Genomic DNA, 18,618 nt, shown 5'->3' with positions numbered 1-18,618 from the left:
GTGCGCGGAGGGGCTCAGGCCGCCACGGGCCGTACCGCGGTGAGATGCGCCGCAGGGTCCTTCATCTGTTGTCGATAGCGCGGCAGTGCCAGGGTCAGGAACACGCAGGCCAGCACCAGCATCGACACCGACGAAGCCAGGGCATAGCGCAGGGATTCACTGCCCAGGGTCGGCACGAAGAAATCGCTGAGCATGCCTACAAATAGCGGCCCGATACCGACGCCCAGCAGGGTCATGGCCATCACAAAAATGGCCGTGGCCTGTGCCAGCCGTGTGGCCGGGAACAGGTGGGTGATGGCGCTCAGGCACGGTGTTGCCCACCAGACACCAAAAAAAGAGAACGCGCTGTAGAACACAAACGCCTGTGGAACGGCGATGCTGCCGATGTAGAACGCCGTGCCCTGGGGCCAGAGAAAGTACGAAAGAGCAAAGGGAATGCTGATCAGCGTACCTGCCAACGGCACACCGATTTGCCAGCCGACATCGCGCCGCGCCATGCGGTCGGTGAGGATGCCGCAGGCCAGGGTGCCGACAGTCGCACCCGTGCCACCCACCACGCCTACCAGGAATCCGGCCTCTTGCAGGTTGAGCCCGTGGGAACGGATGAGGAAGCTCGGGCTCCAGGTGCCGATGGCGTAGCCAGCAATCGCCGCCGCGCCGCCGGTGAGTACCAGACACAGGAACGAGGGCATGCGAAACAGTTCGACCAGCGTCTTGAGCCAGCCTTCCTGTTGCGCCACGACCTGACCCAGCGGCACAACGCGCTTGGGCGCACGCACGGTCAGCAGCAGAAGCAGACCCAGGAAGATCCCGGGGGCGCCGATCAGCAGGAAAGCGTAGCGCCAGCCGTGGTGTTGGGCTATCCAGCCGCCGAGGCCCAGGCCGACAATCGCGCCCAGGCTGGAACCGAGCATTAACACCGACAGTGCAGTAGATCGGCGGTTCGCCGGGTACAAATCCGAGACCATGGCCACCGACGGCGCCGTGCCTCCGGCCTCGCCGACTGCCACACCGATCCGCGCCAGCACCAGGGTCAGGAAATTACCGGCCATACCGCAGAGCATGGTCATCAGGCTCCAGGCAATGCAGCTGAAGGCGATCACCGGCTTGCGCCCGATGCGGTCCGACAGGCGCCCCAGCGGAAAGCCGAACACGGTATAGAACACCGCGAAGGTCACCCCCGAAAGCAGGCCGATGCCGGTATCGGAAATGCCGAATTCGAGCTTTACCGGTTCGATCAATATCGCCATCAGTTGGCGGTCGATGTAGTTGAACACATAGATGCTGGCGAGCACGAACAGCGCGTAGTGCGTTCGCCATGTCACGGGGGTGGATTGATTCACTGCGGGTGCTCCCGGTTTTGTTCTAGTTGACGCGATGCTCGGCGTGTCACGGGTTTTTCTCATCGTCCATTCAGACCATTTTTGCTCTGCGCACCGTCCTGTTTTGCAGGATCGCCGACCTAGTCTTGTCGGACGATGTTTCGCATGCGCTCACGGTCAATCATTCAGCCCATATTCGCTGGCCTGTCAGGGTTTGCCCACGCTGTGGCAGGCCCTGGAAAAGCCTGAAAACAATAAGAAGCTGAGGAATTGCAATGAGCGTCTTGTTCGAGCCGGTCGCCCTGGGCGAACTGCAACTGGCCAATCGCATCGTCATGGCCCCCATGACGCGCAGCCGCGCCCTTGCCGATGCAGTACCCGGCAGCGATATGGTCGAGTACTACCGCCAGCGGGCCGGCGCCGGGTTGATCGTGGCCGAGGGTACCGCGCCTTCCGCGAGCGGTCTGGGCTATTGTCGCACCCCGGCCATCTATAACGATGAGCAGATCGTCGGCTGGCGGCGTGTCACCGAGGCGGTGCACGCCGAGGGCGGGCGCATCGTCCTGCAGCTGATGCACGTCGGTCGTGCCGCCAGCCGGCACAACAAGCCAGTCGGGGCGGCCACGGTGGCGCCGTCGGCATTGCGTGCGCGCACACAGGTGTTCAGTGACGCCGCCGGCCTGGTGGACACTGACGAGCCGCTGGCGCTGAGCCTGCAAGGCATTGGCGAGGTCATCGAAGACTACCGTCAGGCCGCACTGAATGCGCGCCTGGCGGGCTTCGACGGTGTCGAACTGCACTGCACCAGCGGTTACCTGCCGATGCAGTTCATGGCCTCAGGCAGCAACCAGCGCAACGATGCCTACGGCAGCGACGTGACCGGACGGGTGCGTTTCGCCAAGGAGGTCATCGAGGCCATGGCCAGTGCGATCGGCGCTGGCCGTGTCGGTTTTCGCCTGTGCCCCGGTAATCCCTACAACGACATTGACGACCGCGATCCCGCAGGGACGGCGGCCGCCTTGTGTGAAGCCGTGGCGCCGTTGGGGCTGGCATACCTGCACATCATGCGCTCGCCTCTGGCCGACCTCGATGCCTTCGCCCTGGCGCGTCGCCACAGTCCCCATGCCTTGATTCTCAATGATGGTTTCGACGGCCACTCGGCCAGTGCCGCTCTCGCGTCGGGCGAGGGGGCTGCCGTGTCGTTTGGCCGTCACTTTATTGCCAACCCCGATCTGGTGGAGCGCTTGAAGAATGGCCTGCCTCTGAGTGGCTTCAATCGCAAGACCCTGTATACGCCGGGTCGGGCCGGGTACTCCGATTACCCCACTTATCAAGCGAATGCGCAGGAGGTGGCGCGATGAACCTGAATGACTTCAGCCACCTCCTGCCGACCCGCGCGGTACCACGGGAGCAGACCCAGGCACTGCTTGACCAGCGCTCGGCGGCTGCCGGGCTGATCAAGCCGAGTGATCGGCATACCCTGGCGGACCGCCTGGAGCAACAGGCGCGCGAGCAGGGTGAGCGCACATTTCTGATCTACGGCGAGCAGGTGCTGAGCTACCTGGAAGTCGATGCCCGGGCCAATCAGATGGCCCACACTTTTTACGCCAACGGCCTGCGCGCCGGTGATGTCTGTGCCCTGGCCATGGAAAACCGCCCGGCGTTCTTCTGCACCTGGTTCGGCCTGGTGAAGCTGGGAGTGGTGGTGGCCTTCATCAATACCCAGGTAAACGGCCGTGCGTTGCTGCATGCATTGCACACCACCGACGCCAAGGCGTTGGTGATCGGTGAAGAATGCCTGGCCAATATACAAGCCACCGAAAGCTTTCCGGACTTGCCATGCTGGCTGATACGCGACGCGGAAAACCCCTGGAGCGGACCGCTGCCCAAGGTGATCGACGGGCATTTCGATGCACGCCTGGAAAAAGCGCCGCGCACGCCGTTTCCACGCGATATTCGCGCGCACATCGAAGCGCAGGCGCCGACCCTGCTTATTTTTACCTCGGGCACTACCGGGTTGCCCAAGGCGGCGCGCTACAGCCACATGCGCTGGATGTCCTCGGGCGATGTGATGGAAGTCACCCTGCAAGCCACCTGCGATGATGTGTTCTATTGCTGCCTGCCGCTGTACCACGGCGCCGCAGCCACTTCGGTCACCTCTACCGCGCTGCGCGCCGGTGCAGCCATCGTGGTGCGCCGCAAGTTCAGCGTGCGTGAGTTCTGGAAGGACGTGGCCCGTCATCGGATCAGCATCTTCCAGTACATCGGTGAAATCTGCCGCTATCTGCTCAATCAGCCGGTGCGCGCCGGTGAGCGCGAGCACAGCTTGCGCTGCATGCTCGGCGCCGGGCTGTCGCCGGATTCCTGGCAGCGCTGGCTGGAACGCTTCGGTCCGATCCAGGTGTTCGAGGGCTGGGGCGCCACCGAAGCCAATGCGGCGGTGATCAACGTCGACAACTATTTCGGTTCTTGCGGACGTGTGCCGGACTGGAACAAGACCAATTTGCGGCTGGTGCGTTACGACATTGAAAACGACTGCCATCCGCGGGACGAAAACGGTTTCTATCAAGTCTGCAAAGTGGGTGAGATCGGTGAGGCCATGGGCTTTATCGTCGATCACCCGGACATCGGTGGCGGTCGCTTCGAGGGCTACACCTCGAGCGAGGCAACCGAGAGCAAGATCCGCCGCAATGTGTTGCGCGAAGGCGATGCCTGGTGGAGTTCCGGCGACTTGTTGCGCGAGGACGCTGAGGGCTATTGCTACTTCGTCGACCGCATCGGCGATACCTATCGCTGGAAGAGCGAGAACGTTTCGACCCAGGAAGTGGCGGACGCCCTGGGAGATCTCAAGGGCCTGGAACTGGTGAATATCTATGGGGTGCAGGTGCCGGGCCATGAAGGCCGCGCTGGCATGGCCGCGGTCCAGATGCAGGCGGGCCAGGTGTTTGATCCGGCCGCACTGTATGCCGTGACTGAGGCGCGCCTGCCGCGCTACGCGGCTCCGGTGTTCGTGCGGGTTACCCAAACGGCCGACCTGACGGCCAGCTTCAAGCTGCGCAAGGTTGATCTACAGCGCCAGGGCTACTGCCCGAAGCGTTGCGGCGACCCATTGTTCATCCGCGACGAACAGGCCCGCACCTATGTGCCTTACTCGCAAGCAGCTCTGGAGCGGGCTGGCCTGGCGCCCTTCGCGGTGGCCGACCATGGCTGATCTCGACGCCAACGGTCACGAACTGCGCAGCGGCTTGCGCTATCCCTGGCCACAGCCGCCGGATTCCGGACAGGTGCTTGAAGTGGCGCCGGGTGTGTGGTGGTTGCGCATGCCGCTGCCGTTTCGCCTGGACCACATCAACCTCTATCTGCTGCGCCACACCGACGGCTGGGTAGTGGTGGACACCGGCATGAACACCGCGCAAACCCGAGAAGTCTGGGACCGGGTGCTCGGTGAGGTGTGTGGCGGGCTGCCTCTGCTGGCGGTGGTGTGTACCCACTTCCACTCTGACCATGCCGGTGTGGCCGCATGGCTGTCGGAGCGTTTCCACTGCCCGGTGTATATGACCGCCAGCGAATTCCAGTCACTGCACGTCAGGTTTCCCTCCGAGCAACCGCCGGGCTGGGACCTTCTCGATTTCTACCGCAAGGCCGGCGTCAGCGACGAGCAGAGTGCCGAGATGTTCGCGGTGATGAGCAACGCGCATTTCCTGCCAGCTGCGCTGAACCATTTTCGCCGTTTGCGCGAGGGCAGCTTCCTGCACATCGGCGGTCGTACCTGGCAGGTGGTCATCGGTCGCGGTCACTCGCCGGAGCATGCGTGCCTGTACGCCGCCGATGACGACTTGCTGATCTCTGGCGACCAGGTGTTGCCGCGCATCACCTCCACCGTCGGCGTGCATGCCACAGAGCCGTTGGCCAACCCACTGCGCGAATGGCTCGACTCCATCGAACACCTGCGCAGCCTGCCCGACAGTGTGCTGGTGCTACCTGCACACGAGCGGCCGTTCTTCAATTTGCATCAGCGCCTGGATCAGCTGGAGGACCATCACCGCGGGCATCTGGCACTGATGCTGGCCAACTGTGACGAGCCGCGCACCGTGCTCGAACTGATGGCTTTGCTGTTTCCCAAACTGTCGGGTCGTTTCGACGAACTGATGGCGCTTGGCGAAACGTTGGCCCATGCCAACTACCTGGTGGCCGAAGGGTCGCTGGAGCGGGAAGAGGACCGGGGGCTATATCGCTACCGGCGTGCTGTAAGGGGAGCGTGCGCAGTGACATCGCTCAAGGTGTTTTGAGCGGACGGCACGGCAGCAGTGTTGAACATTCCAGGCAGCCAACCGGTTGCCCTTCAGGAGAGTCAGTGTGATCAACAAAAACAACAATAACTCTACGGTCATCGGTTCAAGCGCGTTTCAGGTCACCAGCCTGGCGGCGGCCATTGCGCTGGTGTCGACACCGGTATGGGCCGGTGAAACCATCGAGTTCGACAACGGCGCGACCATCGACTGGTCGGTGACCACCAGCTACGGCCTCGGTGTGCGTACGGGCAGCCAGAGCGATCGCTTGCTGACGGTCAACGCCGACGATGCCAACCGCAACTTCGACAGTGGCAGCCTGACCACCAACCGCGTAGGGGCGCTGGGTGAAATGATCCTGCGCAAGGACAACTACGGCGCGGTGGTGCGGGGCAGTACCTTCTACGACGATGTCTACCATCGCAAAAATGATAACGACTCGCCCGCCACCGTGAACAAGAACGGCAGCAACGACGAGTTCACCAGTGACACCCGTTACTACAGTGGCGGTCGCAGCAAACTGCTGGATGCCTACGTGTTCAGCGGCTGGCGCTTTGACAACAACACCATGCTTGACGTCAAGGCCGGTCGGCACATCGAATCCTGGGGCGAGAGTTTGTTCTACCCCGGTGTGAACGGTGTACAGAACCCTTCCGACGCGGTCAAAGCATCCCAGCCGGGTGTTGAAGTGAAGGAGATTCTGTTGCCGGTGGGCCAATTCTCCGGCTCTTTCCGCCTCAACCCCAACATCACCCTCGGCGCTTACGTGCAGTACGAATGGAAGGGTACTGAACTGCCGCCGGTGGGCAGCTACTTGTCGAGCGGCGATGTGGTCGGGCCCGGGCGCGAATTCATCTATGCCAACGGCCAGAAGGTCGCCTACCGCGGCACCGACGAACCCCGCGATAGCGGCCAGTGGGGCGTTCAGGTTCGCTACCGCCCGGTACAGGCCATCGAACTGTCGCTGTTCCACGTCAATTACCACGACAAGAATCCTGCCACCGCCCTGGTCGGCTATGACCCGCTGCCAGTGGGCGGAGGCCTCAACGCCTTCGCCATCAATGGCTATCGAATCAAGTACTTCGAAGACATCAAGCTGACCGGCATCAGTGCCTCGACCAAGCTCGGCGATACCCAGATCGGCGCCGAATGGTCGTATCGCGACGGTGCGCCTGTAATGGTCAACACAGGTCTTGGGGCCGTCCCGGCCAGGGGCAAGGGCCAGCAAATGCAATTGTCAGCATTGCGAATCCTGGGGGATCGTCCGTGGGCCAGTCAGACGACGCTGACCGCCGAAGTCATCCGGGTGCAGGTCGACAGCGTCGAAGCCGCTTCGGCCGCGCCGAACCTGCAGGGTGTAAACCTTCTTCCTTCCGTGGCATCTCTCGTGGCGGCTTCCGATGACTACACCTACAGCACCGGTGCAGGCTACCGCACCAAATCTTCCAGCGCCTACACCGTGGGCGCATCGTTCAGTTATCCGGGGGTTTTCCAAGGCTGGGATCTGGAAGTCCCCTTCAGTTTCTCCAATGTCTTCAGCGGCTCCACGCCCATGTCCGGAAGCATCTCCGGGGTGCAGGGCGACCGACGCCTGAGCATGGGCACCACGTTCAAATACTTGAGCAACCTGGAAGTCGGCTTGAAATACATCGCCTATCTGGGCGAGGCGGACCCGATCGACCGTCCGTTCGCTGACCGCGACTACGCCACATTCTCGATGAAATACACCTTCTGATCGACCACAAAAGGTCCGCGGCCGCCTTGCTGCGCCCGGACCTCAACACACTGGAAAAAGCCGCAGCGGAACGCTTCGGCATGGAGGCACTAATGGGGCTCAAAGGGCATGCGGCCATTGTTGGCACCGCACAGTACAAACCGGAGAAGTATTCGACCGCACCCAAGATGTTCCACCTCGAGCAGGTCGCGGACCTGGCAGCGCAGGCCCTGCGCGATGCCGGGCTCAAGGCCTCGGACCTCGACGGGTTGGTGATCAACGGTCCGCACTTTCATGAAGCCTCGGTGTTTGTACCGGCGATGGCTGCCGAGTACCTGGGCTTGCGACTGAACTTTGCCGAAGTGGTGGACCTGGGTGGCTGCACCTCGGTCGGTATGGTCTGGCGTGCTGCCGCCGCGATCGAATTGGGGTTGTGCCAGGCCGTGCTGTGCGTGATCCCTGCACGCATGGCGCCATTGGGGCCCGATGAGGATCCTGGCTGGATGGCCCGGTCCATGCGCTTTGGCGGGCATAGCACGGCATTCGGCGCGCCCGAGGCTGAGTTCGACCTGCCTTACGGGCACATGGGCCAGAACACCGGCTACGCGATGATCGCCCAGCGTTATGCCGCGCACTACGACTACGACCAGCGGGCCATGGCCAAAATTGCCGTGGACCAGCGCACTAACGCCCTGGCCAATCCGCAGGCGATGTTCTATGGCCAGCCGTTGACCATCGAGCAGGTGCTGGCCAGCAAGATGGTGGCCGACCCCTTGCACGTCCTGGAAATCGTCATGCCGGTGGCCGGCGGCGCCGCGATGATTATCACCAACAAGGAAGTGGCCGCGCGGGCCCGCAAGCGCCCGGCCTTTATCACCGGGTTTGGCGAACACCTGGCATTCAAGTCGCCGTCCTATGCCGAGGACATGCTGCACACGCCAATTGGTCCGGCTTCCCAGCGAGCCTTTGCCATGGCTGGGCTCAAGCCTAAAGACGTCGATGCCGCGCAGATCTACGACTGCTACACCATTACCACCCTGCTGACCCTGGAGGATGCCGGTTTCTGCGCCAAGGGCGAGGGCATGGCGTTTGTGCGTGAACACGACCTGACCTGGCGTGGTGATTTCCCGATGAATACCCATGGCGGACAACTGAGTTTCGGCCAGTCGGCCTCGGCCGGTGGCATGAGCCAGGTGATCGAGGCGGTGACGCAAATCGCCGGCACTGCCGGTGAGCGGCAACTGGGGCGCTGCGACAGCGTCTACGTCTCGGGCACCGGTGGGGTAATGAGTGAGCAGGGCGCATTGATACTTCAGGGAGCATAAGCACATGTCCAACAACAAACCGATGCCCGTGGCGACACAGATCTCCGCGCCCTTCTGGGAGGGCCTGAAGGCTCGCCGGCTTTTGATCCAGCAATGCAACGCCTGTGCGCACTGGAACTTCTACCCGCGCCGACATTGCCCTGTGTGCCTGGAGCACGACCTGGCCTGGCGCGAAGTCGACGGCGCAGCAACGCTGTACAGCTATACCGTGACGCGCATCGCGACCTTGCCCGATTTCATGGATGAGATGCCACAGAAACTGGCGGTGGTCGAGCTGGCCGAAGGGGTGCGCATCAACACCAACCTGGTCGGCCTTGAGGAAAACGAAATCAAGATCGGTATGGCCTTGCAGCCGGTGTTCGCCGAAGTCGACGCCAAGGGCAATCGGCTGCTGCGCTTCACCGGCACTGACAAGGATGCGGCGAGCCTTGAGCCGCTGCCCGCAATGGGCAGCGAGCCGGCACCTTCAACGTCGGCACAACCTCCCGCGCGCCAGATCGACCTCAACGACGGGCCGGCCTTGCAGGCGCTGGTCAGTGAGCAATACAGCGACTGGAGCAATGTGGTGATGGTCGACCAGGCGCTGATCGACGACTTTGCGCGGTTGTCGGGGGACGATTACTGGATTCATACCGATCCGCAGCGGGCGCGGCTGCAAAGTCCATTCGGCGGCACCATTGCCCATGGTGCGCTGGTGCAAGTGCTGCAGTCACGGATGAAACTGGCATTGGGCTTCGAAATCAGCGGCTTCACCACTCAGATCAATTATGGCTCCGATCGCCTGCGCTTCCCTGCGCCTGTTCCAGCCGGCTCGCGCATCCATTCGCGGGCCCGGGTGAAAAAAGTCGAAATCCTGGCCCGTGGCACCCAGCTCACCCTGGAACTCAACATTCATGTGGTGGGCCAGGACCGGCCGTCGGTGATCAACGACCTGGTGATCCTGTACATGGCTTGATCGCCACCCAATCCAATGAGCGGTGATCTCCTGTGGGAGCGAGCCTGCTCGCGAAGAGGCCATACCTGTCGGCATCAATGCCCACGGGTCTACCGCCATCGCGAGCAGGCTCGCTCCCACAGTTGCATAAGCCATTTGGACGATGTGCCACCCATTCCTTGCACCGACTATTGATCCAGAGGCAACGCCCATCTCGATTGCCTCGCATGCCTTGGTGCGTGACAAAAACAAGAGGATTGGCCCTATGACTTGCCTTATCCACGCCGTCCCCGAACAGGAGCGTTGCTCATGCGCTCGGTGATCGGCTACGCGGTCTGCCTGGTGGTCGCCTTGACCATTGGCTACACCTTTTCCCCCAAATCCCCTCCGCAAGCAGAACTGTTGGCCACGCGCCCGGACCGGGTGCAGATCAACGGCCTGCTCAATCTTGGCGCCCGAGTGGTGGCCGTGGGCGAACGTGGCAGCATTTTGCTCAGCGATGATCAGGGCGTCAGTTGGCAGCCAGCCAGCGTCGCCACGCAGCGCAATGCCACACTGACTGCAGTGGTGGCGCTTGACGCCAAGCGTTTGCTGACCGTGGGACATGATGGCTGGATCCTGCGTTCCGAGGATGCCGGCAGCAGCTGGCAGGAAATACGTTACGACAGCGATCTGGGCGAGCCGTTACTGGGCATCTGGACCGACGGTGGCGACAGCGTCATGGCGTTCGGTAGCTTCGGCAAGTTTTATCAATCCCTGGATGGCGGACAAACCTGGGCACCGCGGCAGCTGGACATCGACAGCGCGCACCTGAACAGCATGGCAGGTGGCAACGATGGCCGACGCATGCTGGTGGGCGAGCAGGGGCTGGTGTTGCGTACTACCGACAGCGGCCAGCACTGGCAGCCCTTGCCAGCGTTCTACAGCGGTTCGCTGTTCGGCATTGTGCGTTTGAGTGCGAACAACTGGGTGACCTACGGCATGCGCGGGCATGTGTTCGTCAGCCACGACTTCGGCGACAGCTGGACCCAGATCAAGCTCGGTAACCAACTGCCGTTGTACGGCCATGTGTTGCTGCCCGACCACTCCGGCCTGGTGATCGTCGGGGCCGGCAGTTCGGTGGTACGCCTGGATGCACAGGGCGCCCTGGTCGGCGTCGGACGCCTGGCCGGTCTTGGCACGTTGACCTCGGCGACGATGGTGGGCTCGCGATTGCTGGTAGGTGGCGAGCGCGGCGTATTGCAGGGTTCAGGTGGCAGCGTCGCTGCCCTAGTGGCCACACAGGCCACCCAGTAAATGAGAGGCGGTCAATGAATCAAGCTAAACACTGGGTGACGCGCTGCGTCGAAACGTGCGCCGACCACCTGATGGCCTGGCGCAAGGTGCTGCTGGTGTTGTTCGTGCTGGTGACGCTGGGCCTTGGCTACAGCGCCACCCATACGAAACTGGATCCGGGTTTCAACAAACAGATCCCGGTGCGTCACGAGTACATGATCAATTTTCTCCAGTTCAGCCGCTACTTCACGGGTGCCAACCGTTTCCTGGTCAGCGTGCGTTGGAAAGGCGAAGGCGACATCTACAATAACGAGTACCTGGAGACCTTGCGCAAGGTCACCGACGACGTGTTTTTCATTTCCGGGGTCAGTCGCCCCAGCGTGACGTCGCTGTTTACCGCGAATGTGCGCTATATCGAAATCACCGAAGAAGGGTTCTTCGGTGATGTGGTAGTGCCTCCGCGTTTCAGCGGTACGCCAGAAGACCTGGCGCAGGTGCGCAGCAACACGGCGGCCTCGGGGCAGGTCGGTCGTCTGGTGGCCAACGACCTCAAGTCGGCCATGGTCCGCGCCGACTTGCAGGACGTCGATCCCAAGACTGGCCAGCCGGTGTCCTATGTCGAGATCGCCAAGCGTCTGGAAGAGGTCCGCAGCAAGTACAACAGCCCCAATATCGAGATCAACATTGTCGGCTTCGCCAAACTGGTGGGGGATGTGGTTGAAGGGTTGAACACGGTGATCGGTTTCTTTGTGGTGGCCTTCGTCATCACCGGGTTGCTGCTGTGGCTGTATTCGCGGTCCCTGCGCCTCACAGTGGTGGCGTTGCTGGTCGCTTTGCTGCCGGTGGTCTGGTTGCTGGGTGTGCTGCCGCTGCTGGGCCTGGGTATCGATCCGATGTCGATCCTGGTGCCATTCCTGATTTTCTCCATCGGCGTGTCCCATGCGGTGCAGATGACCAACGCCTGGAAACAAGACGTGCTGGCCGGCAGTACTTCGAAGGAAGCGGCGCGCTCGGCGTTCTGCAAGATCTTCATCCCGGGCTCCCTGGCCTTGCTGATGAATGCCCTGGGCTTCGCAGTGATCATGATGATCGACATCCCGATCGTTCACGAATTGGGAGCGACGGCCTGCATCGGCGTAATGTTGATGATCATCACCAACAAACTGATGCTGCCGGTGATCATTTCCTACCTGCGGCTGGAACCTGCGCTGTTGCGTCGGGCGCAATCGCGGCCGGCGGGCAGGCACCCCCTGTGGTGGCGCTTGTCGGCACTGGCCGAGCCTGGGCCTGCCCTTGGGGTATTTGTTGTCAGTCTGTTGCTGCTGGCGGCCGGGGCCTACAAGGCTCGCGACCTGGCAGTGGGTGATATCGGCGCGGGCGCGCCGGAACTGCGCGCTGATTCGCGCTACAACCAGGACAACGCCAGGATCATCAGCAGCTACTCCATCGGGCTGGATGTGATGTCAGTGTTCGTCCAGGTCAAGGGTGTCGAGGAGGGCTGCTTGTCGCCTACGGTGATGCGCGCGGTGGAAGCCTTCGATTTCCGCATGCGTACCGTCTCGGGTGTGCAGTCGATTCAAAGCGTGGCGGACATGGGCAAACGGGTGATTGCTGGCAACAACGAAGGCAATCCGCGCTGGGCGGCGATACCGGGATCGGCCCGCGGCCTGAGTCAGGGCGCTCGGGCATATATACCGGATGATGGCCTGGTCACCGACGGTTGCCAACAGATGCAGATCCTGGTGTTCCTCACCGACCACGAAGGCAGCACTGTCAGCCATGCGATCACTGAAGCGAGGCGGATCATTGCCGAAGTCAGCTCGCCGCAAGTCGAGTTCCTCCTGGCGGGTGGCAACGTGGGGGTTATGGCGGCCTCCAACGAGGCGGTCAAGCGTGCGGAAGTGATCATGCTCGGGGCGTTGTTTGGATCAGTGGCGCTGTTTTGCTGGCTGACTTTCTTATCCATCCGCGCGGTGTTGTGCATTCTGGTGCCGCTGGCGATTGTCGCGATTCTGTGTAACGCACTGATGACCATGCTCGGTATCGGCCTGAAGGTCTCCACCTTGCCTGTCATGGCGCTGGGTGTCGGAGTGGGCGTGGACTACGGCATTTACCTGTACGAACGTATTCAGCACGAAATGCTGCGCGGAGCCAATCTGCGCGAGGCGTTCTACCAGGCCATGTGCCAACGCGGCACGGCGGCGGTATTCACGGCCGTGACCATGTCCATTGGCGTGTGCACCTGGGCGTTCGCACCGCTGAAGTTTCAGGCTGACATGGGTGTGTTGCTGTCGTTCATGTTTCTGGTCAACGTGCTGGGGGCCATTTTCCTCCTTCCGGCGCTGGCCGCGTGGTTCAATCGTGGGCGGCCGTTGGTCGCCGACAGAATGCGCCAGCCGGTGCCGGTACAAGGGCAGTTTCGTCTGAAAAACAGCCCGGCCGCGCGTGATCGAGGAGGCGAAAAATAAACCTGTCCGACCTATTGTGGAGTCCGCACACACTAGGGAAACTGGCTGAGAAGTCGCAGTCGAATGAGGGGGGAGCCCGGGTTCCCCCAGCCGAAATTATAAAAATAACAAGGGAAGGGCGCAGTCCTTACCCGAGCGAGATAAGACTATGCAAAACGCTGACTTGACGCACCAAGCCCTGGCCAGTCTTGGCCTCGATCTCACGCACTACAACCAGTTGGTGGGCGAAATCTACGAAGGCGCCCTGGATCCAAAGCTGATGGCCCACGCCCTTCGAAGCTTTCTCAAACTCTACGGTGCCAACTACGTCACCTTGATCCTGCGGGTGCCGGATCAACCCGAAACCGGCGTGATGATCATCGTCGGTGACATCGAAGGCGCCGGTGATGTCTGCTACATGACCTACCCGCAAATCAACTCGCCTTTCTCCAACCAGCCACTGGACCATGTGTTCACCGTGGACGACCTCATGAGCACAACGCAATGGGAGCAGAACGGCTATTACAAAATGTTCTGCGAACCCTATGACGTGTACCACTTGATGTGTGCCGATATTTCCACACCGGACGGCGGCAAACTGCGCTTGCGCATGACTCGCCCCAAACCGGCTCCCAACTTCTCCGACCACGACCGCGCAGTGTGCGCCAGCTTTCTGCCTCACCTGCGACGGGCCTCCCAACTGCATAACTTGCGAGACCGCAGTGAATCGCTGAGCGAGTTGTACTCCCAGGCCATCAGCCGGTTATCGGTGGCGACCCTGGTGCTCGACGAGAGCGGCAGTGTGTTGCAGATCAATCCCGTGGCCCAGGAAATCCTCGCCCGTTCCGATGGCTTGAAACTGGTGGGCGGACGCCTTGAGGCGACGTATCCCAGCGACAACCGTGAGTTGCAACGCCTGATTCGTGGCGCGTTCTGTCCCGATGCCCCAAAAAGCGCCGAGGCCATGTCGGTGACGCGTCCATCTGGCCTGGTCAACCTCGGCGTGGTCGTCGAATCGATTCCATGCCTGGACTGGGCAGAAGAGAAGGGGCAACCGGCGGCGTTGGTGTACATCCGCGATGCGTCGAGCAAATCCCTGGCCAGTGAAGTGGTGACCAAGCAGCTGTTCAACCTGACCAAGGCCGAAACCGCCCTGGCCATGGAACTCGCCAACGGCTTGTCCCTGGAGGAAGCTGCCGAAGTGCTCAATATCCGGCGCAACACCGCGCGGGCGCACCTGCGCTCCATCTTCTCCAAGACCGGAGTGCGACGCCAGACGGAACTGGTGCGCATCATGCTCAACAGCGTGGTTGCCTTGGGCAAGCCGCAACTCGCGTTGAAGGTGGCCGAAAAAATCAAGGTGCCGCCGCTGCGACTGGCCGTGCCAATCTATCGTCAGGCCTGATCTTGCCCACCCTTCGCCGGGCCATTCGCCGCCCGGCGTAGCTAATATTCACGCAGCACATTTTTAGTCCGCACGGACGATGCCGTCCCGTGATCGCCCTGTCGATACTGGGCGGACCAATCACGGAGAATCACCATGCCAATTACAGCCATCACCGGCAGCGCCTCGGGAATCGGGGCGGCCGTATCTGCGGCCATGCGCGCCGCCGGTCATCAGGTCATCGGGATCGATCGCAGTAACGCCGAAGTGATCGCCGACCTGTCCACTGCGCAAGGGCGTGAGGCCGCCATCGGGCAAGTGCTTGAACTCAGCGGTGGGGTCCTCGATGGGCTGATCTGTTGCGCCGGGGTCGGTGTCACGGCATCCAACTGCGGTTTGATCCTTGCGGTGAATTACTTCGGCGTCAGCCAGTTGCTCGACGGCCTGCAGGGCGCGTTGGCCAATGGCCAACGGCCGGCTGCGCTGGTGATCGGCTCGGTGGCGGCGACTCATTCCGGGCCCGATGGCCAGCCGATGACCGAAGCGATGATCGCCGGTGAAGAGGCCCGGGCGCTGGAGTTGGCCAACGACCTCGGTCAACCGCACGTCGCCTATGCTGCTTCCAAATGTGCCATCAGCCAGCATGCCCGTAGCCTGGCGGTGAGCTGGGGCAAGCAGGGCATGCGTTTGAACGTAGTCGCGCCGGGTGCGGTTGAAACTCCATTGCACCAGGCCTCGCTGGACGATTCGCGTTTTGGCCAGGCCACCCGCGAATTTGTCGCACCTCTGGGTCGCGCCGGACAACCTGCGGAAATTGCCGCAGTAGTTGCCTTCCTGCAATCGCCCCAGGCTTCATTTATTCATGGCAGTGTCGTGTTCGTCGATGGCGGCATGGACGCCATGGTCCGCGCCACGCGCTTCTAAAAAGGAACTTGCATGAACAAAGTGGCATTTATCACCGGCGCCAGCCGGGGCATCGGCCGTGAGGCGGCGCTGGCATTTGCCCGCGCCGGCTTCGACCTGGCGATCAGCGCCCGTACCCTCAACGAGGGGGAACAACATGAACATGCCCTGCGCGACGCCGCCGGGGCGCCCCTGGCCGGCAGCCTCAATGGTACTGCGCAGGCCCTGCGCGATCTCGGGAGCCGGGTGCTCGTCGTGCCGATGGACTTGCTCGACAGCGCCTCGGCCCTGGCCGCCTGCCAGGCGGTGCTGGCCGAGTACGGGCGCATCGACGTGCTGATCAATAACGCGATCTACCAGGGCAGTGACCTTAATGCCGGATTCATGGACCTGCAGGCCCAGACCCTGGAACGGATGTTCCAGGGCTACATACTCACCCCGTTCCTGCTGACCCAGGCGGTGGCCGAACACATGGTGGCGCGCGGGGGCGGGGTGGTGATCAACGTCACTTCCGGTGCCGGCGAGAGCGACCCACCGGTAGCTGCGGGCAAGGGCGGCTGGGGTTATGCGTACGGTGCCGGGAAGGCGGCAGTGTCACGATTGTCCGGGGTGTTGACCATTGAACTGGGCGAGGCTGGCGTGCGCGCCTATACGCTCAATCCTGGCGTGGTCACCACAGAGGCACTCAAGGCGACCATTGGTGACAAAGGCCTGATCGCGCTGCGTGCGGGCAGCGCTCCACCCCACGTGCCGGCGGCGGTGATGCTGTGGCTGGCCACTGCGGAACAGGCACCCGGGTTTCAACGGCGGACCATTGCTGCGCAGCCGTTTGCGCTGGAACACGGCATCGTTGCTGATTGGCGTTGACAGATACTGCTTGAGAAAGCGTTGGGCCAGTCGCCATGGAGGGTGACGGGCATGGCCTCATCGCGGGCAAGCCCGCTCCCACAGTTTCGGTGTCGTACACAAAACCTCCGTACATCACTTAACCTGTGGGAGCGGGCTTGCCCGCGAAAGCGTCGAAGCGGGCTGCGCGATTTTACGCCTGCCGCCGCTGGCGGGCGAGGGTCATGGCGGTGTCTTCGATCATGTCTTCCTGGCCGCCGACCATGCCGCGGCGACCCATTTCGACCAGGATTTCCCTGGCCGACACGCCGTATTTTTTCTCGGCGCGCTTGGCGAATAACAGGAAGGAACCATAGACCCCGGCGTAGCCCATGGTCAGGGCATCACGGTCGCTGCGGATCGGGAAGTCCATGATCGGCACCACCAGGTCTTCGGCCACGTCCTGGATCCCGAATACGCTGACACCCGTGTCGATCCCCATGCGATCACACACTGCCACCAGCACCTCCATCGGCGTGTTACCTGCGCCAGCACCGAGGCCCGCGCAGGCAGCGTCGATGCGGTTGGCCCCGGCGGCAATCGCGGCGATGGAGTTGGACACGCCCATCGACAGATTGTGATGGCCATGAAAACCGATCTCGGTCCCTGGCTTGAGCGCTGCACGCATTGCCGCCACACGTGCACTGACTTCATGGGGCAGCAGGTAGCCCGCCGAGTCGGTCAGGTAGATGCAGTTGGCGCCGTAGCTTTCCATCAGCAAACCTTGCTTGACCAGGCCCTCAGGGCTGTTCATGTGAGCCATCATCAGGAAACCGACGGTGTCCATGCCCAGGCCGCGGGCGTGGGAGATGTGCTGCTCGCTGACATCGGCCTCGGTGCAATGGGTGGCCACCCGGATGGTGTTGACGCCCAGTTCATGGGCCATTTTCAGATGATCGACTGTGCCGATGCCCGGCAGCAGCAGTGCGGAAACCTTGGCCTTTTTCATCAGCGGGATTACCGCCGACAGGTATTCTTCGTCGGTGTGGGCCGGGAAGCCATAGTTCACCGAACTGCCGCCGAGCCCGTCACCGTGGGTGACTTCGATCAGCGGCACGCCGGCCGCGTCAAGGCCGCAAGCGATGTCCTTCATCTGTTGCAGGCTGATCTGGTGACGCTTGGGGTGCATGCCATCGCGCAGGCACATGTCGTGGACGGTAATGCTTTTGCCGCGAAGATCCATGGTCTTTTCCTTATGCGTTGGCGGTTAAGCCGGTGGCTTGCAGAACCAGTTCGCCCTTGAGGATTTCCTCGGCGAACATCTCGGCCGTGCGTGCCGCCGCAGCCGTCATGATGTCGAGGTTGCCGGCGTACTTGGGCAGGTAGTCGCCCAGGCCTTCGACCTCCATGAAAATCGACACCCGATTGCCGTCGAACACCGGGCCATTAACCAGCTTGTAGCCGGGCACATAGCGCTGCACTTGCTCGATCATGGCCTCGATAGCGGCCGTGATCGCCGGCTGGTCGGGTTCAGTGACTGTCAGGCAATGCACGGTATCGCGCATGATCAGCGGCGGCTCGGCGGGGTTGATGATGATGATTGCCTTGCCTTTCTTCGCACCGCCGACTTTCTCCACTGCCCTGGAGGTGGTACGGGTGAACTCGTCGATGTTTTTTCGAGTGCCGGGGCCGACTGATTTGGAGGCGGCGGTGGCGATGATTTCGGCATACTCCACCGGCTGCACGCTGGACACCGCCGCCACCAGCGGAATGGTGGCCTGGCCGCCGCAAGTGACCATGTTGACGTTCATGACGCCCAGGCCCAGTTGAGCCTTGAGGTTGACCGGCGGTACGCAATACGGGCCGATGGCGGCTGGCGTCAGGTCGATCATCAACACGCCCAAGGCATTGAGTTTGCGCGAATTTTGCGCGTGGACGTAGGCCGAAGTGGCATCGAAGGCAATCTGGATCTGGTCTTCCAGTACATGAGGCAGCAAACCGTCGACGCCCTCGGCCGTGGTCTTCAGGCCCAGCTCGCGAGCCCGCGCGAGGCCTTCGGAGGTGGCGTCGATGCCCACCATCCACACCGGTTCCAGCACGTCACTGCGCATCAATTTGTACAACAGGTCGGTTCCGATGTTGCCCGGCCCGATCAGCGCGCATTTGATCTTTTTGTTCATGGTCTTTGGCTCCAGGAAGG

14 protein-coding genes are annotated in these 18,618 nt (G+C 62.1%); 11 read left to right on the top strand and 3 right to left on the bottom strand.

Going from position 1 to position 18,618, the window contains the following annotated elements:
* Nucleotides 1-14: 14 nt before the first annotated feature.
* Entirely contained in the window at nucleotides 15-1,343 is a 1,329-nt protein-coding gene (locus tag HYI44_RS15215; protein WP_122839818.1) for a spinster family MFS transporter, read from the bottom strand.
* A 254-nt stretch (nucleotides 1,344-1,597) separates the two neighbouring features.
* Between HYI44_RS15215 and HYI44_RS15210 the strand changes: the two genes are divergently transcribed.
* The 11 genes from HYI44_RS15210 to HYI44_RS15160 all read left to right on the top strand — a co-directional run bounded on the left by HYI44_RS15210 (nucleotide 1,598) and on the right by HYI44_RS15160 (nucleotide 16,460).
* Nucleotides 1,598-2,683 carry an alkene reductase gene (locus HYI44_RS15210; protein ID WP_225569764.1) on the top strand — a complete coding sequence of 362 codons (1,086 nt, stop codon included), beginning with the start codon at nucleotides 1,598-1,600 and terminating at the stop codon, nucleotides 2,681-2,683.
* The gene (locus HYI44_RS15205) at nucleotides 2,680-4,533 is read left to right on the top strand and encodes a long-chain-acyl-CoA synthetase (protein ID WP_122839820.1); all 1,854 of its coding nucleotides are present in this window, start codon (nucleotides 2,680-2,682) and stop codon (nucleotides 4,531-4,533) included. Before HYI44_RS15210 ends, HYI44_RS15205 begins: the two co-directional genes overlap by 4 nt.
* Entirely contained in the window at nucleotides 4,526-5,611 is a 1,086-nt protein-coding gene (locus tag HYI44_RS15200) for an MBL fold metallo-hydrolase (protein WP_225569763.1), read from the top strand. Before HYI44_RS15205 ends, HYI44_RS15200 begins: the two co-directional genes overlap by 8 nt.
* A gap of 67 nt (nucleotides 5,612-5,678) precedes the next feature.
* Complete coding sequence (locus HYI44_RS15195; RefSeq protein ID WP_225569762.1) at nucleotides 5,679-7,346, top strand: DUF1302 domain-containing protein; 1,668 nt, start codon at nucleotides 5,679-5,681, stop codon at nucleotides 7,344-7,346.
* A 92-nt stretch (nucleotides 7,347-7,438) separates the two neighbouring features.
* Nucleotides 7,439-8,650, top strand: coding sequence for a thiolase family protein (locus HYI44_RS15190; RefSeq protein WP_225569888.1), 1,212 nt, complete (start codon nucleotides 7,439-7,441; stop codon nucleotides 8,648-8,650).
* Between the two features lie 4 nt (nucleotides 8,651-8,654).
* Entirely contained in the window at nucleotides 8,655-9,605 is a 951-nt protein-coding gene (locus tag HYI44_RS15185; protein ID WP_122839823.1) for an OB-fold domain-containing protein, read from the top strand.
* A 288-nt stretch (nucleotides 9,606-9,893) separates the two neighbouring features.
* Nucleotides 9,894-10,880 (top strand): WD40/YVTN/BNR-like repeat-containing protein, encoded by a 987-nt coding sequence (locus tag HYI44_RS15180; protein WP_225569761.1) that lies wholly within the window; start codon nucleotides 9,894-9,896, stop codon nucleotides 10,878-10,880.
* 14 nt (nucleotides 10,881-10,894) lie between these two features.
* Nucleotides 10,895-13,327, top strand: coding sequence for an efflux RND transporter permease subunit (locus tag HYI44_RS15175; protein WP_225569760.1), 2,433 nt, complete (start codon nucleotides 10,895-10,897; stop codon nucleotides 13,325-13,327).
* A 148-nt stretch (nucleotides 13,328-13,475) separates the two neighbouring features.
* A complete protein-coding gene (locus HYI44_RS15170) occupies nucleotides 13,476-14,711 on the top strand; it encodes a helix-turn-helix transcriptional regulator (protein WP_225569759.1) in 1,236 nt (411 codons plus the stop codon).
* Nucleotides 14,712-14,846: 135 nt separating this feature from the next.
* The gene (locus HYI44_RS15165; protein WP_225569758.1) at nucleotides 14,847-15,614 is read left to right on the top strand and encodes an SDR family oxidoreductase; all 768 of its coding nucleotides are present in this window, start codon (nucleotides 14,847-14,849) and stop codon (nucleotides 15,612-15,614) included.
* 12 nt (nucleotides 15,615-15,626) lie between these two features.
* Complete coding sequence (locus tag HYI44_RS15160) at nucleotides 15,627-16,460, top strand: SDR family NAD(P)-dependent oxidoreductase (RefSeq protein WP_225569757.1); 834 nt, start codon at nucleotides 15,627-15,629, stop codon at nucleotides 16,458-16,460.
* A gap of 172 nt (nucleotides 16,461-16,632) precedes the next feature.
* Here HYI44_RS15160 and dmpG read toward each other — a convergent pair whose 3' ends face one another.
* On the bottom strand, nucleotides 16,633-17,661 hold the full coding sequence (gene dmpG / locus HYI44_RS15155) for a 4-hydroxy-2-oxovalerate aldolase (protein ID WP_045058530.1): 1,029 nt from the start codon (nucleotides 17,659-17,661) through the stop codon (nucleotides 16,633-16,635).
* A gap of 10 nt (nucleotides 17,662-17,671) precedes the next feature.
* Nucleotides 17,672-18,598: an acetaldehyde dehydrogenase (acetylating) gene (locus tag HYI44_RS15150; RefSeq protein ID WP_122839829.1), complete on the bottom strand. Its 927-nt coding sequence runs from the start codon at nucleotides 18,596-18,598 to the stop codon at nucleotides 17,672-17,674.
* Nucleotides 18,599-18,618 lie beyond the last annotated feature (20 nt).

Origin of the sequence: Pseudomonas sp. Y24-6, assembly GCF_020295325.1 — a bacterium.
Taxonomy (GTDB): domain Bacteria; phylum Pseudomonadota; class Gammaproteobacteria; order Pseudomonadales; family Pseudomonadaceae; genus Aquipseudomonas; species Aquipseudomonas gregormendelii.
The sequence above is the reverse complement of the archived record's forward strand: the minus strand, read 5'-3'. Positions and strand labels throughout refer to the sequence as shown.

Bases quoted from the DNA above. Each gene is read 5' to 3' on its own strand.
- HYI44_RS15210 (WP_225569764.1), top strand. From the start codon at position 1,598: ATGAGCGTCTTGTTCGAGCCGGTCGCCCTGGGCGAACTGCAACTGGCC.
- HYI44_RS15205 (WP_122839820.1), top strand. From the start codon at position 2,680: ATGAACCTGAATGACTTCAGCCACCTCCTGCCGACCCGCGCGGTACCA.
- HYI44_RS15200 (WP_225569763.1), top strand. From the start codon at position 4,526: ATGGCTGATCTCGACGCCAACGGTCACGAACTGCGCAGCGGCTTGCGC.
- HYI44_RS15190 (WP_225569888.1), top strand. From the start codon at position 7,439: ATGGGGCTCAAAGGGCATGCGGCCATTGTTGGCACCGCACAGTACAAA.
- HYI44_RS15185 (WP_122839823.1), top strand. From the start codon at position 8,655: ATGTCCAACAACAAACCGATGCCCGTGGCGACACAGATCTCCGCGCCC.
- HYI44_RS15180 (WP_225569761.1), top strand. From the start codon at position 9,894: ATGCGCTCGGTGATCGGCTACGCGGTCTGCCTGGTGGTCGCCTTGACC.
- HYI44_RS15175 (WP_225569760.1), top strand. From the start codon at position 10,895: ATGAATCAAGCTAAACACTGGGTGACGCGCTGCGTCGAAACGTGCGCC.
- HYI44_RS15170 (WP_225569759.1), top strand. From the start codon at position 13,476: ATGCAAAACGCTGACTTGACGCACCAAGCCCTGGCCAGTCTTGGCCTC.
- HYI44_RS15165 (WP_225569758.1), top strand. From the start codon at position 14,847: ATGCCAATTACAGCCATCACCGGCAGCGCCTCGGGAATCGGGGCGGCC.
- HYI44_RS15160 (WP_225569757.1), top strand. From the start codon at position 15,627: ATGAACAAAGTGGCATTTATCACCGGCGCCAGCCGGGGCATCGGCCGT.
- dmpG (WP_045058530.1), bottom strand. From the start codon at position 17,661: ATGGATCTTCGCGGCAAAAGCATTACCGTCCACGACATGTGCCTGCGC.
- HYI44_RS15150 (WP_122839829.1), bottom strand. From the start codon at position 18,598: ATGAACAAAAAGATCAAATGCGCGCTGATCGGGCCGGGCAACATCGGA.